The following is a 17685-nucleotide window of genomic DNA, read 5'->3' as shown; positions in this document are numbered from 1 at the left end:
CGCGCCAAAGTGATTAACTATAGCGTCAAAGCTGCAATGTTGATTTCCATATCTGGAAGATGGAGAGATTCTCTACTAAAAACGAGATCTGAGTTTAAAATGAGTTAAAAAAACAGAGATTGAACCTTGCTAAGCCAGCCAAATGAACCATAGTTAAAGCGTAAGGCAGATTCAGATATCGTACAGGGAGGAATTCAAGCCTTACCTACAATTTGGATGGAATCAGCAATATTTCAATTCTATGTCCTCGTTTATGATCGGGTTGCATCTATAGTCCTCCCGATTCGCGAACTCACGATTGAGTTACGAGGGGAAAGGCGCGCTCACCGTAGTGCGCCTTTTGTCGTTTATGTACCTCGGCTCATTGTTGCCTGTCTAACTGGCAAACCATGCACTGGCTTCTTATTTCGGTATATACTGCCGCAAAAGGAGTGCTGACATGACAAAAAAAGTACCAACTAACATTATTACCGGTTTTCTTGGTGTAGGAAAAACGACGGCCATTTTGAATTTATTGAAGAATAAACCTGCTGATGAAAAGTGGGCGGTGTTGGTCAATGAGTTTGGCGAAATTGGTATTGATGGGGCAATGATGTCTGACCAAGGCGCGCTGATCAAAGAAGTACCGGGCGGCTGTATGTGCTGTACCGCGGGTGTTCCTATGTCTGTTGGAATTAACGCCTTACTTAGGCAAAAGCCCGATCGTCTATTAATTGAGCCAACAGGGCTTGGGCACCCTAAGCAAGTGGTGGCAACTTTAACTTCTGATCAATATGCACCGTATGTCGATTTAAAAGCCACGATCACTTTAGTGGATCCGCGCAACTTGCGTAATGAAAAATACACATCCAACCAAAATTTTAATGACCAATTGGCCAGTGGTGATGTGGTGATTGGCAATAAAGTGGATCAATGCACTAGTGCTGATGTGGATGCGTTTAATGACTGGGTGACTGATCAATCACCCGCGAAGATTTTTAGCAAGTTAGTCAAGCAAGGTGAGTTACCTTTAGAATTATTAGAGATTGAACGTCTTCACGGCGCAGCTTCTACTCATATTGAAGCGCATCACCATCATCATGCTTCGTTAGAACCACAGTTTGCCTTACAGCCGGGTAAAGCGTTTGTGCGCAAAGAAAATCGGGGCCAAGGTTATTTCAGTTGTGGTTGGTTAATCGGCGCTGAATACCATTTTGATTTTGATGAGCTCTTTTCTATGCTGAGTGCCCTGACCGCTGAACGTGTTAAGGCGGTCGTCAATACCGATAAAGGATGCTACGCCTTCAACATTAACCAAGGAGTCGTTTCAGTGAATGAGATGAGCTTAGAAGGGTTTGAATCACGCTTAGAAGTGATTGACTCACAGCTCATGCCATGGGATCAACTCGAAGCGGTATTGCTGAGATTGGCGGGTATCTCTCAATAGGATCCAAAGATAAACCAACAAAGAAAGAACAAAGAAAAAATGAACTAAGAAAGGCGAACTGGAACGGCTTCGTCTTTCTCGTTCACTTTATAACTTCTTACAATGCGTTTAGCTATTTATGGCTTCCTTGTTGCGTGATCAACGCGTTCATCAGATAAAATCTGCCCATCTTTGATATTCACTATTCTGTGAGTTCGCTTCGCTAATGCGAGATCGTGAGTGACGACAATAAGCGTCCGTCCTTCTTGATGAAGCTCATTGAACAGGGCTTCAATTTCAGCGCCTGATTTTGAATCTAACGCACCTGTCGGTTCGTCGGCTAAGATAATTTGCGGATCATTGACCAACGCGCGCGCAATCGCCACCCGCTGCTTTTGCCCCCCCGAGAGCTGGTTGGGCTTATGCTGCATGCGATCGCCAAGCCCCACTTTTTCTAATAGTGTTGCTGCACGTGCTCGGCGCTCTTTTAATTTTACTCCGCGATAGACCAAGGGTAGGGCGACGTTATCGAGAGCATTAGCGTATTCGAGCAGGTTGAAACTTTGAAAAACAAAGCCAATTTTTTGATTACGAATATGAGCCAATTGATGGCTGCTGAGCGAGGCGACCGCCTTGTCGTCCAACTGATATTCACCCGATGTAGGAACATCCAAGCAACCGAGGATATTCATTAAGGTTGATTTACCCGAGCCTGATGGCCCTAGAATAGAGAGAAATTCGCCTTTTTGAATCGATAGCGAAACGCCGTCTAATGCTTTGACCAACTCTTCACCACTGCGATAGTGCTTGCTGATATTGGTCAATTGAACAAGGTTCGGTAAGTTTTGTTTATTCACTTTGTAATGCCTCTAATGGCGTAATGCTAGCCGCGCGATTGGCGGGAAACCACGCGGCAATCACACCGACAATCGCCAGCGCCGCGATCACAAGAAAGACAATCGAAAACGACAGTTCGGGTAAGGGTTTCCCTAATTGCTCAAACAGCATATTGCCTTCTAAGGGAGCGTATCTTAATAAGGTGATCAGCCCGTAAGTGGATCCTAAGCCAGCTAAACCGCCAAGTGACATCGTGAGCAAGGCTTGCACTAAATAATGGAGTTTGATAGTGGTTGGCGTAGCTCCGACGGCCATTCGTACACCGATGTCTCGCGTGGATCGTTTTACCGTGGCGTACATGACATTGGCAATACCAATGCCTGCTACGCCGAGGGTAATAAGCCCAATAATGCCCAAAAAGCCTTGTAGACCGAATAAGAAACGGCGCATGCTTTTTTGCCTCAATAGCATGTCTTCGACTTGCAAGAGCTGCGTGTCTGAAGCACTGGCACCGTACTTTCTGGCGATCACTTGCTTAATCACTTGCGCGGCTTTTTCGCGATCAACCGTGGCATTGAGCTGCACATTGATCGCTGCAATCGCTGCGTTGGGGTTAAAACGTTGCCAAGTGCGAAAAGGCACAAATACCGCGTAGTCAATAGGGGTTCCTTGTTCTACCTCTGCACTTGTCTGCGCTATCACGCCGATAACGGTAAAGTTTTCATCACCTATTTTTATCAATTGACCTACAGGGTTTATGCTCAGCGTCTGGGGTTCCAGCCAACTCCAACCATCCTCAGAATTGAACAATTGCACTGCGGCGTTATAACCGAGTACAACCACTTTACGCTGCTGTTGATTATCGAGCGGGTTGATCCATCGCCCTCCTTTGGCTATCTCAATACCAGTTAAAGACTGATATTCTGGGTTAACCGCTAGTGGGCGCTGCCAGGTGCCATTGTCTTGATTGCTGACGCGTTTATCCCATTGTGCGCTGACTTCAGCGCGTTGGATAAAGGGCAGTGCGCGAACAAGCTCAACATCATCTGCTTGCAAAGAGAGGGCTTTCCCTTCAAAAAAGCGTCCGGCGGTCTGGCTGGCATACCCCCCGGTCAAATAGAGTAAATTGCCATTGCCACTTTGTGATGAGCGTGTCAGCCCTTGGCGTAATCCTTCGCCTGTTGCGAGCATGGTGGCGATGCAAAGTGTGCCCCAAGCCACCGCTAAAATAGTGAGTAGCAAGCGCAGTTTTTCGGCCGCCATCTCTTGATAAATTTGCCTGATAGGTAACATCATTATTAAGCCCTCGCACTTAAGGCGATGACGGGGGTGAGATTGGCGGCACGCTTTGCTGGGAAATAAGCAGCCAGCAGTGCAAACAACGTGGTGACGAGCAGTGACCAGCCTAGAGCTGGCACAGTGATGACTGGTTCGCCGAGCCAATCAGGTAAGCCGATGTAATTCAGTAATAGTACCACCAGATAGGAGAGGAGCATTCCGAACACTGCACCTAATGCCACTAGCAACCCACCTTCTAAAATAAACTGGCGCAAAATGATCTTCGGTGTTGCGCCAATGGCTAAACGCACACCAATTTCCCGCGTTCTTTCCGTGACAGAAAGGAACATGATATTGGCGACGCCCAAAGCGCCGACCGCAAGCGTCATCGCTCCACTTGCCCCTAAGAACAGCTGTATACCTCGAAACAAGGCATTGAAAAACTGAGCGCCGCTACTGAAGTCAGGTAGGTTTATGGCCTCAGTATCGCTCGGATCAAAATGTTTCTGTTTGGCGAAGAAAGAGAGGATGTTCATGCGCAATACCGCTGCTGGTATCCCTGCGGCGGGCTGCACAAGGAAAAATTCAGGCTCACTTTGCCAAAGATCAGTAAAAGCGCTGCTTGGGATCATCACTTGGCTGTTTTCATTGTTTATCGAAATGCCCCCTTCTTGCTGCTGAGTAATACCGACAACCGAGAAGGGAATGGTATTGACTTTGATCGTATCACCAATGGATAGCTGACCAACTTGTGCCAACTGCCAACCAACCACCGCAATTCGGGAATGGTTTTGCTGATCGCTGGCGTGAATGCCGCGTGACCCCGCGGTCAGTTGCAAGTTGCGCAATGCTAAAAATTGAGAGTCGATCCCGCTGACGTAACCGGGAAGCATTCGGCCTTTTACATTCGTCACTTTAGCATCCCATTTTCCGTAGATAACTGATAATGCGCTGATGTTTGGGTGCTGTGCCAAAGCGCGCATTTCCGGCTCTGAAAGGGTAATCGCTCGTCTTGCCGCAAGGCCTTGCCAAGGTTTGGTGGTTTGACTGGGGAAAGCCATTTGTGTATCGCTCATTAACAGCGCGAAAGATTGTGTATTGACGCGATAAAATCCTTCACCTAAGGCAACGAGCACTAAAACAGAAACAATACCCCAAACGATAGCAATGACCGCGAGGGCGCTGCGTAGCCGATGGGCAAGCAGCGTTTGCACGACTTGCTGTAGGCTTGAGATCATGAGTGCAGAGCCTGAGAGAGCGAAGCGATCACGTCATCATCTAACTGCCCAGCAGCTTGCAGCAGGCCAATCCGCTGCTTCCAATATTGGTACAATCGCCGTTGTAGACTGTTTTTACTGTTAAACAGAGCGTTATGGGCGTCAATCAAATCAGAAGCTTCAGTCATTCCTGACTCATAAACGGTTTGTTTACTTTTTAAAGCTTGCTCTCTTGAGCTGACTTGTAACTGAGCCATCTCCACTTGTCGCCAATCCAGATGGATTTGGTTAAAGCCACTTTGAATTTTGCGTTTAATCTCGATATCTACCTTGCGCAGTACTTGCTTGGCGTTTAAGACTTGCAGCGCAGCCTGATCGACCGTGGCGCGCGTGGAACCATTCAAATCCAACGGAATTTTTAAGCTTAAACCTGTACTGAGATCCCCATCTCGACCCTGATCATTGTCTTGGTAAGAAACACTGCCAGATAAGGTGGGATAATATTTGGCTTTGGCTGCATCTCGGCCAAATTCAGAAGCGGCGACTTCCTGCTGGGCAGCCAATAACTCAGGGCTGTTATTCTGCGCAAGCTTTAACCATTCAGTTTCGCTGCTGACTTGCATTGGCGGTTCAATGAGGTCGGTCGTTTTAATTTGGTCAATGTGCTGTGGGTCTTGATTGATGAGCGCGATAAGGGCTGACTTTTTCTCTTCTAGAGCGGCTTGCGCACTGAGTATATCGGCTTGCTCATCGACGTGGTTAGCACGCATGTCTTCCAATGCCGTTGATCGAATTTTTCCTGCTTTGTAGCGCTGCTCGGTAATCTTCAGCAGTTTTGCACCTTCTACGAACTTTTGCTCAGCAAGTTGTAGATCGCCTTGTGCGCTGGCGAGATCGAGATAGGCATACAGTAATGTTGCAGCCAGCTCATTATGTGCAGTCTTCACTTTTAATTGTGATGCCACATAGCTTGCTTGAGATTGGTCGAGCTGTGCCCAATTAGCGCTATCCCAAATGGTTTGATTTAATGTGGCACCATAGCCTTTAGTGTTGTTGCCATCGTCATCCCATGAGGTATCCGCGCTGAGGATAAAAGAAGGCAGCAAGGCACTTTTGGTGCTTCGGACCTCTGTTTCACTGATTTGAGATTGGATCTGTGCTTGTGAATAAGTAGGGTCAAAAGCTTTTGCGGCTTGCCAAGCTTGTTCAATAGTGATGGCGTGAGCTGAAAAAGTCACCGCGCCACAGAACGTCATTAGCGCGGCTGCTAGCGCATTACGTTGAAAAGGGCGCTTAGTGGCCATCTTTGCCTCCCAATAAACTGTTGTCGATGATCACATCGTCCGCTGATAAACCCGCAATCACTTCCACATTAATGCCATCGGACAAACCTAAGGTTACGGCGCGCACTTGGTAACCTTGTTCTGACTGATCTGGGATCAAGACTTCAGGTTTTTCACCGCTAAATCGTAATGCGCGTTCTGGAATGGTGATGACGTTTTCCACGCTCTTTAATGTGATCTGTGCGGTAGCAGAAAAGCCCGAGCGAATCACCATATTGTCAGGAAAGCGAATCTGGTTAATCTCCACTTCAAATCCATTATCAAAGCTAGTCGTTTTGGTATCACTAGGGTTATTCAACTTATCAGATTGAACCGCAACTTTGCTTAATACGCCGCTGATTTCTGCTTCTGGATACGGTGCTAACGTTAAGTTGACGGCCATCCCTGCGGCGAGTTGTGCCGCATCATGTTCACTGACACTGCCTTTGAAAATCATGTCATTCATATCGGCAATCGACATCATTTCAGTCGCCGCTTGGCTTGAGGCCGTGGAGATGATCGGCTCTCCCACTTCCACTTTTAAGTTTAAAATGGTGCCATCAATGGGGGCGACGAGTGTGGACGTGAGTTTCGAATCGCCAACCGATGCTTCACCGCTGCGGATCAGCTCAAGGTTCTGCCTTTTTTGTTGCACTTCGGCTTGTTTTGATTTCAGCTCTGATTTTGCTTGGATTAGCTCACCGTAGTTTTCCGGCACAATCTTTTGTTCAACTAACTGCTGCAAGTTTGCCAGCGTCTGTTTGGCGGAATCTAAGCTCGCCTCACTTTGCATTAAAGCGGTGGTTGCGTCGGTTAACGCTTGCGGTGTTGGATTTGGACGCACTTTGATCAAAGGCGTGCCCAAGGTAACTTGTTCACCGACCCGATGATAAATTTCGCCGACAATCCCCTCAATTTGCGATTTTATAGATACCGAGTGAGCTGGCACGATTTGGCCAACAGCGATTGCCTGTTTGGCAATATTTCCCTGTTCGACCGTCAGAGTGGGGAAAGCCGAGAGAGATTCATTGCTATTGGTAGTTAGGTAATAGCCCCCGCTGATTAAGGCGGCGCTAATTACCGCGATGGCCCAACGCTTTTTCATGAACAATTCCATATCAAGGAGAAAATAAACAATGGTGGTATGACTTGAGTGTCATCAGAAGGTTCCTTCATGCTATAGAAGTAGCGCATAAAAACCTGTATTGATTTGTCATGATAATGTCAGCTAGAAATAGCAAACAGCATACAGTTGTCTGTTCTGATGAAAAGGGCGATCATTGACCGCCCTGATGGTAATAGTAGAAATGAGGTGTAGTGTAGAAGGGATCCGAGAGGAATTTAGCGCTTATTACGCAAATAACGTTTACGACGCTCTACTTTTTTGGCTGCTTTTTCCTCGGCTTCTCTGGCCGCTCGTTCTTCCACTTCCACTAACTCTTTGGTGATCATCTCAGGGCGTTCAAGAGTAATTTGGCCGAGAATACCTTGGCGCAATTCATGCAGTAGGATCTCCGACGCTTTGTGCAGATCAATACGGCCACCGGGGCGCAAAGCACCACGTTTGCGGCCAATTTCTTCCATCCATTCCACATCAGATTGAGGTAGCTCATCGATTTGATAACGCTCTTGCAAACGCTCAGGATAAGCTTGCGCTAAATACTCAACAGTATAAAAGGCTACATCCTCATATTCCATTGCAGTATCTTTTACCGCGCCAGTAGCAGCTAGGCGAAAACCACTGTGTGGGTTTTCCACTTTAGGCCATAAAATTCCCGGAGTATCGGACAGCACAATGCCATTTTGCAAATTGATACGTTGTTGGCGGCGAGTAACGGCGGGTTGGTTACCTGTTTGAGCCACAGCGCGACCGGCTAACGTATTGATGATGGTTGATTTACCGACGTTCGGGATGCCCATGATCATGGTGCGAATATTTTTCCCCACTTCTTCACGATGTGGTGCCAACTTACGGCAAAGCTCCATGATTTTATGCACTTCTTGAGGGTTAGACGTGGTGACCGCCATTGCTTTCACCCCTTGTTCTTTCTCAAAATGGTCGATCCACAATTGCGTCATTTCTGGGTCTGCTAGGTCACGTTTATTGAGTACCTTCACACACGGTTTATTACCACGCAAATGGGAGATAAGTGGATTCTCGCTGCTAAACGGGATACGAGCGTCCAACACTTCGATAATCACATCAACTTGCGGAATGACCTCTTCGATCTCCTTACGTGCTTTATGCATGTGTCCCGGAAACCATTGAATTGTGTTGTTAACCATTTGAAACTGCCTTTTAATGTAAAAATTCTGCTGGTGGAGGAAGAGAGTTTTTATTGATGTTTATGAGAATCATCAACAAGGTTTACTGATAACCACCGCAGTTTTAGATGTGATGATGTTAACATTTAATTGGCGAGGCTGGAATCTAAGCTGTGCGGTGAACTTTACGTGTTCTGTCAATGATGAGATGGCTTAGGATTGACGACGCTCGTGCAGTTACATCTCTTGTCGGTGAGAGAGCACTGAATCGAGCAAAAATTCGGTCAGATCGTGCTTGGTTAAGCAAGTTTTTGCCCAGCGGAGCAATTTATTGCTCAAGTAGTCAAACGATAAAGTTAACCTATTGAAATATAATAATTTAACACTGGCATTACTTTTGCTTAGTGAGGCATTACATTATGCGATGCGATTCACGAAAAAGGACCAAACCATGCCAGCCGCTCTTCGAACCATTTCTTACCAAGCGTTATTAAACGCAGAGCAAGCCCATATGCCAGCCGTAAGATTATGCTCTACGCAGGGGAAACCGTCATGATCCTCTCTTGGTTTCAACAGCAGCAAAATCATCGCTATTGGTTAGTTGATCGCAAGCTTCACAAGCAGGCCTTACAGCAAAATGGGGGCTTTGGATTTGAAGAAGCCGTGCCTCTGTTTTATGGTGCAATGTTTACTGAGGTGATGCCACTCTCTCCATGGTTAATCCCTGTTTCTGAATCGATATTGTCGCTCCCTGAAGCGTTACTTGAACAGGGTATTGGGCTGTCAAGCCATGCCGTGGGTGATGAAGTTTTGCAGCATCTTCGCAGTTTATTAATTGCCGGATTAGAAGGCGAGGAAGTGATGTTTCGCTTTTACGATAGGTCGGTCATTATTGCTATGTTAGCGCGAATGGACCAATCAGAAGTGAACCAGTTTTTGGGCAATATCAATCAATTGGCTGCATTAGATAATGGAGACCAAGGCCACGATCGAGATCAAGGTCACTTAGTCACGTTTGACAACACCTCGCACGCGCCATTTAATGCTCAGCAAGGCTCTTGGTGGGTGATAAAAGCGCATCATCTTGATAAACAAGAGAACTTACCTTTGTTAAAAGCTAACCTTGAATCTTGGTTATGGCAGCATTTCCCCAAGGCAATGGACCAGCACTTAACCCAAGGGCGTGATATCGCTTCCATGCTCACACCGTTTCTCTCTGCTGCTGAGCAAACCTTAACGTATCGTGTGATGAGTGCGGCCATCGCGGCGATTATGGGCAACGAATACTTGGCTCAGCCTAGCATGATAGAACTGATCAAAGACAATCAAAATGAAGAGATTAAATACGCTCTGCATGCCTTAAGTCGCCAATTACAACATGAGGGATAATCATGGATTCATTTAACCATTGCGTGCAGTGCAACCCCGAGAAAAACTGGTTGGAACTGGAGTTCATGAGTGAAAACGATGAACCGATTGATGGCCTTGCCGTCACCATTACGAACAAAATTACCTCCAACACACACACGCAAACCACCAGCGCTGGTAAAGTATTATTTGCAAATATTGTCGCAGGTGAATGGCGTGCTTCCGTCAGCCAAGCCTCTTTGTTAAGCGAAGTCGAAAAGTACGCCAGCCGTAAAGAAGGGCAAGAGTCGCCAGTGAAAATCCGTGCATCGGCAGAGCGTGATGCTGCTGAGAAAAACCCGAAACGGTATCACAGCACCACGATAGGTGATTTTTGGGATGAAGCCCCTCAAGATGAGTTTTTGCAAGAGCATCATAAAGGGATAGATACCAATGCCTCTGCGGAAAAAGCAGGGTTCAGCCTTAGCCACAACCAAAGTTACGTTTTTGAAATCAAAGCACTGCGCAGTTATATGCCAGTAATTATTGATACCGATGAATTTAGTTTGGTGAATAGTTATACCTTTGCGTTGTTGTCACAGCTGGCTTATGCGAGTGATGAATTTGGTATTCCTGATGGTGAAAATCCAAGCTTAGAAGATGGAGGAATTGATTTCATTATCAAGCAGCTAAAGCAAGGTAATAGACCTCAATATTGTGCATCATCGAAAGAGACTTGGCTGTTACGAGAGATACCCTATTCTAAGCATCTGGAATATAAATTTTATAACGATAAGCTTATTGGTTGTGAAGGATATATTTTAAGTAATAGTGATATAGCTATTATTGGAGTGCGTGGAACCCAAACATATTTCGGAAATGAAGAAATTGTTAAATTAGCCGATAAAAACACCACAAAACCTGTTAAAATGTTAAATCCTGTAGCCTTTAGAATAATTGAAGGTCTTGATGGAACCCGAGCCTTTTTACAGTCTCCAGGTTATCAAGATGTCATGTCTGATTTAGATGCATCTCAAATAGCAATACCCGAACTAGATAATGCCTATCTACATAAAGGTTTTTATCAATATGCAAAAGGACTATGGATTCCATTATCTGATGATATCCTTAAGTACCACTCAGATAAGAAATTCTACATTTGTGGTCATAGTTTAGGTGGTGCAGGCGCTCTGATTATCTCAGCTCTAATACAAAAAAACTATAGATCAAATAATTTAAAACTATTTACATATGGTATGCCAAGGACTGGCACTCATTCCTTTGTTGCTAAATTTAATAATATTGTCCACTATCGTCATGTTAATAACCATGATTTGGTACCACAAGTTCCATTTAAATGGATGAATACAAATTCTAAAAAAGAAAGCAATGTTCCTCTACCATTGGAAATATTAAAAGGTACGTCTCCTTTACTCTATGTGGCCGATTCATTGTTTAATAGAGTTACTGATGACGACAATGATAACTATCACCATCATGGCAATTTGGTTCAACTATTAACCTATAGTATTGAAAAACACCAACCAAAAAAGGTAAAGCAAGTGTTGCTTACGCCTTACCAAACACATATTAAAAGCATGACGTTTGCGATTGATAAGCAAGATGACTCATTTATTTTAGCTGACTCACTGCGCAAAGAACATGTTGATATTAATGGTTATGCTAGCACCATTATCGATTCAGGGTTAGATCATATGATGTCAGAATATATACCAAACTTAAAAGCACAGCTTAATATATTATTGAACGATTATTTATCTAACACATATAAAGAAGCAAGTGACGAGTTAGAGTATACGGAAGCTCATCTTACAAAGGCTTATCACCAGATTTCACATGAACTTGCTGCTAGTCTGAGTATTCCATATCATGTTGGAGAAGCGAAAAGACTCAGTTTAAGACTGGAGCAAGGTATTACGAATACAATTATTTTAAATTTGCAACGGACGAAGAAAGAACTAAATTCGTTAATAAATAATCCTTCACAATTGCCAAGGGAATCATTATTGTTTGGTGATAAAAATGATATAAGTACTACTATCAAGGAACAGTTACAATGAAGACTGGATTTAAAGTTATCTTTGCAGTTATTGGGTTTTCCATAGTTATGTTTTACGTGGTTTATCCGCTAGCGGAATGGTATGAAAGTCGTCAGCCACCGTTTGGATCCTCTTCAGAAGATCAATATATTGTGATTCGAGGGAAAAAACCGATAGATGCAGATATAACCGCTTATGGTACATTTTTTGGCGGTGGTGAAACATGTAAATCATTTTCTTGGAGTGCCTCGGATGGTAAGAAAAGGAAAGGTGGAAAAGCAGATATATTATTTGAACATAACTTTTCGGAAAGTAATGACAGCTATGAGATAAGGCTTCCTTTTCATAATTTTATCTCTTCTGGTTGTGATATGAAATTACACCAAATAGAAGTCGAAGCAAAAAATGATTTTGACCAAGTTGGCTTTGCTAAATTGCGTCTTTATAAGACTAATAAAAATAACGAAAAGCCTTTATCATTTAGTACTTTTATCGAGGCAAAAAATTGTGAGCCATATTACTCTGAAAAGTTCAATCGATGGACAAATGGCTTTGGTTGTTATTACTACATTGATGGTAAGAAAAAAAGCCAAGATCAAGAATTCAACGCCTACACCGTCTACTACGATTTCTCGAAATTTAATAACGACACTGTGATTCATTACGATATTTTAGCCGGTGAGAATTACCGCTCTGAGCCGTTAGTGCAAGAACAAGTCGCTGTAGAGCAATAATTAGGCATAATGAATGTATTCAATGATCACTTGATTACCTTCTATAGAAACATGCTGGATATCACCATCAACACTTATTCGGTTTTTTAAACAGATCGCTTTTACCTCGCTGGTGGCGGTCTGTTTCAAACTCGGTAGTACCCTGTGCGGCTCAATATGTAGATGACGACAGAATTGACTGATAAACGTCATCGATAAAGAGCTATCCCCTCGTAAAAGATGTGAGAACTCAAGTTGAGTAAGGTTAAGTCGCTTAGCCATCTCCATCTGAGTCAAATGCATTTTAGCCTTTTGTGACATCCATACATTGTATAAGGCTTGGCGATCCTCTTCGCTAAACACCATAGTCCATCCTCTTTTTGTTATCACCTTTATTGGTGGTGTGCAGAGTGACAAAAACGAGTTGAGGTAGTGTCAATGAGAGGTTAAGGCCAGTTTAAATTTTTAATCAATTTCCCTACCAAAACTCTTTCCTGCTCTCGGGTTCTTCCTATTTGATATCGAGCCACCGTATCAAAAAATGTAAAGCGTGATTCAGTAGCGCTTACAGCCTGCTTTATGGGCTTTTATACTGAAAGCAGGTTTGTAATATTCCTGTTGTTTCTTTTGGTTTGAAAATTAGTGCGTGGCTCTGATTAAACTGCTTTAAGGATTGTCTGTAGTTATTTTAATCATGATACTGATGAGTCGTGGCGTTTTTACGGTCAGATAATACCTGTCGAATGCGGCCTAATAAAAGCTTATTGTGTTTAATATCTATTAAATACAATGAGTTATGTTTGGTTCGGATTTTGGGGTTATTGATTTTTAGTGTTTAAAGTCGCTCAGGAATGGGTGATGCCTCTTGGTTGTTAATTCGTTTTCATCCCTTGTTATTTCGTTGTTCTTGTTTTCGTTGTGAAAATTATTTCGTGATCACCGTCATTAAAATGAAAGTGAATTCTTTTAATTTGAAATGTAAAGTGGAAGTATAAATACGTACTTTGACACTAAGCCAATAACAACAATGAGGTTTGATTATGGAATGGATAATTCACGGAGCGGAATGGTTTATCGGACTATTTCAAAAAGGAGGAGAGGTGTTTACGGGGATGGTAACCGGTATTTTACCTTTACTAATTGCACTGCTGGTGGCGATGAATGCGCTTATCCGATTGGTGGGTCAAGAACGAGTGGAGAAACTGGCACAGAGTAGTGCTGGCAACCCAATCTCTCGCTATTTGATATTGCCAGTTATCGGCACCTTCATTTTCTGTAACCCGATGACATTGAGTCTCGGTCGTTTTTTACCTGAACATTATAAACCTTCCTATTACGCGGCGGCTTCATATAGCTGTCACTCGATGAATGGTTTGTTTCCGCACATTAACCCTGGTGAGTTGTTTGTCTATCTAGGTATTGCTAGTGGCCTGACAACGCTCGGTCTGCCGCTTGGACCTCTTGCGGTTAGCTATTTGTTGGTTGGTATGGTGACTAATTTCTTCCGTGGGTGGGTCACTGACTTCACTACAACTATGGTTGAACGTCAACAGGGTGTTCAGTTAGAGCGTCAGGTTCACGTAGGTTAATGGGGCAATAAAAATGACGAAAGTATTACGTATACAGAAAGGTAGTGGCGGTTGGGGTGGCCCATTAGAGTTGCCGATCGAAGCCAATAAAAAGGTGTTTTACATTACGGGTGGTACTCGCCCTGCGATTGTCGACCGTATTGTTGAGCTTACCGGTTATGAAGCGGTTGATGGTTTTAAAACTAGTGTGCCCGATGAAGAAATTGGCGTTGCGGTCATCGACTGTGGTGGAACATTGCGCTGCGGTTTGTATCCCAAAAAACGTATACCGACAGTTAATATTCACGCTACGGGTAAAAGCGGACCATTGGCTGAATTCATCACTGAAGATATTTATGTATCGGGTGTGCGTGAGCGTGACATTCAACTAGTAGGTAGCGAGGGTGGATCAATGCAACCACCACTAAGAGATGAACTCTCTAACGAGAGTCTGGCGACAAACAAATACGATACGAGTAAAAAACTAACTCAGCAAAGTGACAGCTTGTTGGCTCGGATTGGCATTGGGATGGGGTCGGTGATGGCGACCTTCTACCAAGCTGGGCGTGAAGCCATTGATACCATTTTGAAAACGATTTTGCCGTTTATGGCATTCGTCTCAATGCTGATTGGGGTGATCATTGCCTCTGGTTTGGGCGATGTGATCGCGCATGTATTGACGCCTTTGGCGCAAAATCCACTAGGGTTAGTAACGCTCGCGTTGATCTGCTCGTTCCCGCTGCTTTCTCCATTCCTTGGCCCCGGTGCGGTTATCGCTCAAGTTATTGGTGTTTTAGTCGGCACCCAAATTGGTCTTGGCAATATACCACCACATCTCGCGTTGCCCGCTTTATTTGCCATCAATGCTCAAGCGGCTTGTGATTTCATCCCGGTTGGGTTGGGTATGGCAGAAGCTAAGCCGAGAACCGTTGAAATAGGTGTTCCTTCGGTACTGTATTCACGCTTCCTTACGGGCGCACCTACCGTTCTACTGGCTTGGTTTGTGTCTCTATTTATCTATCAATAGGAGGGGAGAGCAATGTCGCCACTATATCAAGTCAAGATCGAGAGCATTGGTGAGTTTGCCAATAGTGCGTTGGAAGACGATATGATGATCATCTTCAGTAATATTGCCCCAAAAGATGCGGCAGAGTATTGCTTCATCCACTCGCATGACGCACTCAAGGGGAATATCAAACCCGGTGGTGTGATGCAATTGGGAAGGTATCAGTATCCGATTACAGCGGTTGGTGAGGTGGTCAATCAAAACCTTGCAGAACTTGGGCACATTACCATACGGTTTGATGCCTTAGTTGAAGCTGAATATCCGGGTTGTCTTCATGTCAATGGTGATCGACCTCAGCAAGTGCGCTGCGGTGATGAAATTGTCTTTTTAAATTAATAGTCAGTATGGGTGCTCTATGCCTACGATGGGGCACCCTCTAAGTAAGGTGTAAGTTATGAGTAAAGTTGCGTTAGTGGTTGGTGGTGGTCAGACTCTAGGTGAATTTCTGTGCTTAGGTTTGGCTAATGAAGGTTACCGAGTTGCGGTCGCCGATTTAAATGGTTGCAGTGCTGAAAAGGTGGCTAATAGAATTAATCAAGAATACGGTCAGGCTACAGCACTGGGTGTGGAGGTAGATGCTACCAAAGAGCAAAGTGTAGTGAATATGGTTAGGCAAATAGATGAATTTTTTGGACGGATTGATCTGCTGGTTTACAGTGCTGGTGTGGCTCAGGCTGGCAAGATTGACGGTTTTCCATTGACTGCTTGGCAGCTATCGATTGACGTAAACCTAACGGGGTATTTCCTCTGTGCACGAGAAGTATCAAAAGTAATGATTCGTGAACAACGTGGTGGGCGCATTATTCAGATCAACTCAAAGTCGGGTAAAGTGGGTTCAAAGCATAACAGTGGTTACTCAGCGGCCAAATTTGGTGGGGTTGGCCTGACTCAGTCACTTGCGTTAGATTTAGCGGAACACAAAATCACGGTGCATTCTTTGATGTTGGGTAACTTGTTGAAAAGCCCTATGTTCCAATCACTGCTACCTCAGTATGCGAAAAAATTGGGTGTACCGGAATCAGAGGTTGAACAGATTTATATCGATAAAGTGCCACTTAAGGCAGGATGTGAATATCAGGATGTTCTCAATGTACTGAAGTTTTACGCCAGCGATGAAGCCGCCTATTGTACTGGTCAATCGATCAATATTACAGGCGGTCAGGTAATGTTCTAATCCATCCCCCATGGATTAAGCCCTATGCTCCTAGAATAAGGGCAGCTTATATTGGGCAGGCGTTATGCTTGCCCCTTTTTGACAAGAGGTATGAGATGGACTCAACAACTGTACTTATTTATTTTGCTGCAGGAGCTTGGATGATACAGATCGTCTTAGGTTATTTGCAGATTCGATCTTTTAATCGGATGCTTCAATCTATGACTCATAAAGGGAAAGTCAAGATAGGCCGCACCCAAAGCCGATGGAAACCGCGTACCGTACTGGTGTTGGTTGAAGATGAAGATCAGCATGTTGTAGATGCCCAAGTGATGAAGGGTATTTCTGTATTTGCTAGACCAAAGACACTAGATCAACTCATTGGTCAATCACTACCTATCCCTGAATCACTCATATTTCAACTGGATTCTAATGTTCAAGAAGCGTTAAACGTCGCAATTTCTAGGCAGTAATGAAAGAATGTTCCCCCTTTTCCTTTTAAGTTGAAAGGGAACTATTGTAAACTGCTATCAGTTTAATAATGAAGTTGATGCTATGAATTTAGATAACAGAAGAGCGCAGTTGCTGGATTATCTGCGTGTTAATGGGAAAACGTCAGTGAATGATCTGGCCGATACCTTTGAAACATCAGGAGCTACAATACGCAGTGATTTACGTTCGTTAGAGGAAGAAGGGCTTGTTATTCGCCGTTACGGAGCAGCTGAAGCTTGTATCGCTAATAGTGTCATTTTGGAAGACCGTTCGATGGATGAAAAGCAGACGGTGAACCTTGAACGTAAATGCTTAATCGCTAAAGCCGCTTCACAACTGGTCAAGGACGGGGATTCGATCATTCTGGACTGTGGCAGTACCACACTGCAGATGGTGCCGCATTTTGAACAGGTGATGTCACTGACATTGATGACGAACAGTATTCACATCGTAAACGCAGTAGCGAATTTGGATGCGGAACATACTGTATTGGTTCCGGGCGGAACGTATCGCCGAAAATCAGCGTCTTTCCATGGCACTCTGGCAGAGCAAGCATTTAAACAGTTTTCTTTCGATAAACTCTTTATTGGTGCTGATGGTTTTGACCTTGCGCAGGGAACAACAACCTACAACGAAGCGTATCAAGTCAGCCAGGCGATGTGCCAAGCAGCCAATCAGATCATTGTCGTGACCGATTCAAGTAAGTTTGGCCGTCGTAGCCCTAACGTGGTGGTTCCGCTAGATAAAATCGATATAGTTGTCACAGATAACCTTATCGCAGCAGAGGATCGGACGTATTTGGAAGAGAAAGGTATCCAAGTGATCACCGTTGGCTCCTAAGTCACTCCATAAACCCCATTTATGAAAGGAGGCCAGTTGGCTTTAATGCCGATCAGTTAAGACTTTAATCGGCAGATCAGTTGAATGATCCTACCTTTATGTAAAAATCCGATAGACCCTGT

17 protein-coding genes are annotated in these 17685 nt (G+C 44.3%); 10 read left to right on the top strand and 7 right to left on the bottom strand.

Annotated elements, in window-relative coordinates:
* Positions 1 to 439 precede the first annotated feature (439 nt).
* Positions 440 to 1426, top strand: coding sequence for a CobW family GTP-binding protein (locus AACR75_RS02100; protein WP_047688433.1), 987 nt, complete (start codon positions 440 to 442; stop codon positions 1424 to 1426).
* 116 nt (positions 1427 to 1542) lie between these two features.
* Here AACR75_RS02100 and AACR75_RS02095 read toward each other — a convergent pair whose 3' ends face one another.
* The 6 genes from AACR75_RS02095 to ylqF form a co-directional block, all read right to left on the bottom strand.
* Positions 1543 to 2262 carry an ABC transporter ATP-binding protein gene (locus tag AACR75_RS02095; RefSeq protein WP_047688431.1) on the bottom strand — a complete coding sequence of 240 codons (720 nt, stop codon included), beginning with the start codon at positions 2260 to 2262 and terminating at the stop codon, positions 1543 to 1545.
* On the bottom strand, positions 2255 to 3538 hold the full coding sequence (locus AACR75_RS02090; protein WP_047688428.1) for an ABC transporter permease: 1284 nt from the start codon (positions 3536 to 3538) through the stop codon (positions 2255 to 2257). The genes AACR75_RS02095 and AACR75_RS02090 overlap by 8 nt, the downstream gene beginning before the upstream one ends.
* A gap of 2 nt (positions 3539 to 3540) precedes the next feature.
* Complete coding sequence (locus AACR75_RS02085; RefSeq protein WP_013868495.1) at positions 3541 to 4758, bottom strand: ABC transporter permease; 1218 nt, start codon at positions 4756 to 4758, stop codon at positions 3541 to 3543.
* On the bottom strand, positions 4755 to 6041 hold the full coding sequence (locus AACR75_RS02080) for a TolC family protein (protein WP_047688426.1): 1287 nt from the start codon (positions 6039 to 6041) through the stop codon (positions 4755 to 4757). Before AACR75_RS02080 ends, AACR75_RS02085 begins: the two co-directional genes overlap by 4 nt.
* Positions 6031 to 7176 carry an efflux RND transporter periplasmic adaptor subunit gene (locus AACR75_RS02075; protein WP_047688424.1) on the bottom strand — a complete coding sequence of 382 codons (1146 nt, stop codon included), beginning with the start codon at positions 7174 to 7176 and terminating at the stop codon, positions 6031 to 6033. The genes AACR75_RS02080 and AACR75_RS02075 overlap by 11 nt, the downstream gene beginning before the upstream one ends.
* Positions 7177 to 7400: 224 nt before the next feature.
* A complete protein-coding gene (gene ylqF, locus AACR75_RS02070; RefSeq protein ID WP_013868498.1) occupies positions 7401 to 8345 on the bottom strand; it encodes a ribosome biogenesis GTPase YlqF in 945 nt (314 codons plus the stop codon).
* A gap of 507 nt (positions 8346 to 8852) precedes the next feature.
* Between ylqF and AACR75_RS02065 the strand changes: the two genes are divergently transcribed.
* From AACR75_RS02065 to AACR75_RS02055, 3 genes are all read left to right on the top strand, one after another.
* A complete protein-coding gene (locus tag AACR75_RS02065) occupies positions 8853 to 9713 on the top strand; it encodes a DUF4123 domain-containing protein (protein ID WP_017046958.1) in 861 nt (286 codons plus the stop codon).
* 65 nt (positions 9714 to 9778) lie between these two features.
* Positions 9779 to 11752 (top strand): lipase family protein, encoded by a 1974-nt coding sequence (locus AACR75_RS02060; RefSeq protein ID WP_231564166.1) that lies wholly within the window; start codon positions 9779 to 9781, stop codon positions 11750 to 11752.
* A complete protein-coding gene (locus tag AACR75_RS02055; RefSeq protein WP_047688420.1) occupies positions 11749 to 12465 on the top strand; it encodes a hypothetical protein in 717 nt (238 codons plus the stop codon). The genes AACR75_RS02060 and AACR75_RS02055 overlap by 4 nt, the downstream gene beginning before the upstream one ends.
* On the opposite strand, the gene AACR75_RS02050 is transcribed toward AACR75_RS02055, so the two are convergent.
* Positions 12466 to 12810 carry a helix-turn-helix domain-containing protein gene (locus AACR75_RS02050; RefSeq protein WP_026027796.1) on the bottom strand — a complete coding sequence of 115 codons (345 nt, stop codon included), beginning with the start codon at positions 12808 to 12810 and terminating at the stop codon, positions 12466 to 12468.
* A gap of 674 nt (positions 12811 to 13484) precedes the next feature.
* Between AACR75_RS02050 and srlA the strand changes: the two genes are divergently transcribed.
* The 6 genes from srlA to srlR all read left to right on the top strand — a co-directional run bounded on the left by srlA (position 13485) and on the right by srlR (position 17563).
* The gene (gene srlA, locus AACR75_RS02045) at positions 13485 to 14033 is read left to right on the top strand and encodes a PTS glucitol/sorbitol transporter subunit IIC (protein ID WP_047688418.1); all 549 of its coding nucleotides are present in this window, start codon (positions 13485 to 13487) and stop codon (positions 14031 to 14033) included.
* 13 nt (positions 14034 to 14046) lie between these two features.
* The gene (gene srlE, locus AACR75_RS02040; protein ID WP_047688415.1) at positions 14047 to 15039 is read left to right on the top strand and encodes a PTS glucitol/sorbitol transporter subunit IIB; all 993 of its coding nucleotides are present in this window, start codon (positions 14047 to 14049) and stop codon (positions 15037 to 15039) included.
* A gap of 12 nt (positions 15040 to 15051) precedes the next feature.
* On the top strand, positions 15052 to 15414 hold the full coding sequence (locus tag AACR75_RS02035; RefSeq protein WP_047688413.1) for a PTS glucitol/sorbitol transporter subunit IIA: 363 nt from the start codon (positions 15052 to 15054) through the stop codon (positions 15412 to 15414).
* Positions 15415 to 15472: 58 nt separating this feature from the next.
* Positions 15473 to 16252: a sorbitol-6-phosphate dehydrogenase gene (gene srlD, locus AACR75_RS02030; protein WP_013868508.1), complete on the top strand. Its 780-nt coding sequence runs from the start codon at positions 15473 to 15475 to the stop codon at positions 16250 to 16252.
* 95 nt (positions 16253 to 16347) lie between these two features.
* Positions 16348 to 16704: a transcriptional regulator GutM gene (locus AACR75_RS02025; protein WP_013868509.1), complete on the top strand. Its 357-nt coding sequence runs from the start codon at positions 16348 to 16350 to the stop codon at positions 16702 to 16704.
* Positions 16705 to 16786: 82 nt separating this feature from the next.
* Positions 16787 to 17563: a glucitol operon DNA-binding transcriptional repressor SrlR gene (gene srlR / locus AACR75_RS02020; RefSeq protein ID WP_013868510.1), complete on the top strand. Its 777-nt coding sequence runs from the start codon at positions 16787 to 16789 to the stop codon at positions 17561 to 17563.
* The last annotated feature ends 122 nt before the right edge of the window (positions 17564 to 17685 follow it).

This window comes from Vibrio sp. ZOR0018, assembly GCF_963865925.1.
Lineage (GTDB): Bacteria > Pseudomonadota > Gammaproteobacteria > Enterobacterales > Vibrionaceae > Vibrio > Vibrio anguillarum.
Note: the sequence above shows the minus strand (reverse complement) of the source record. Positions and strands in the feature narration are given on the sequence as shown.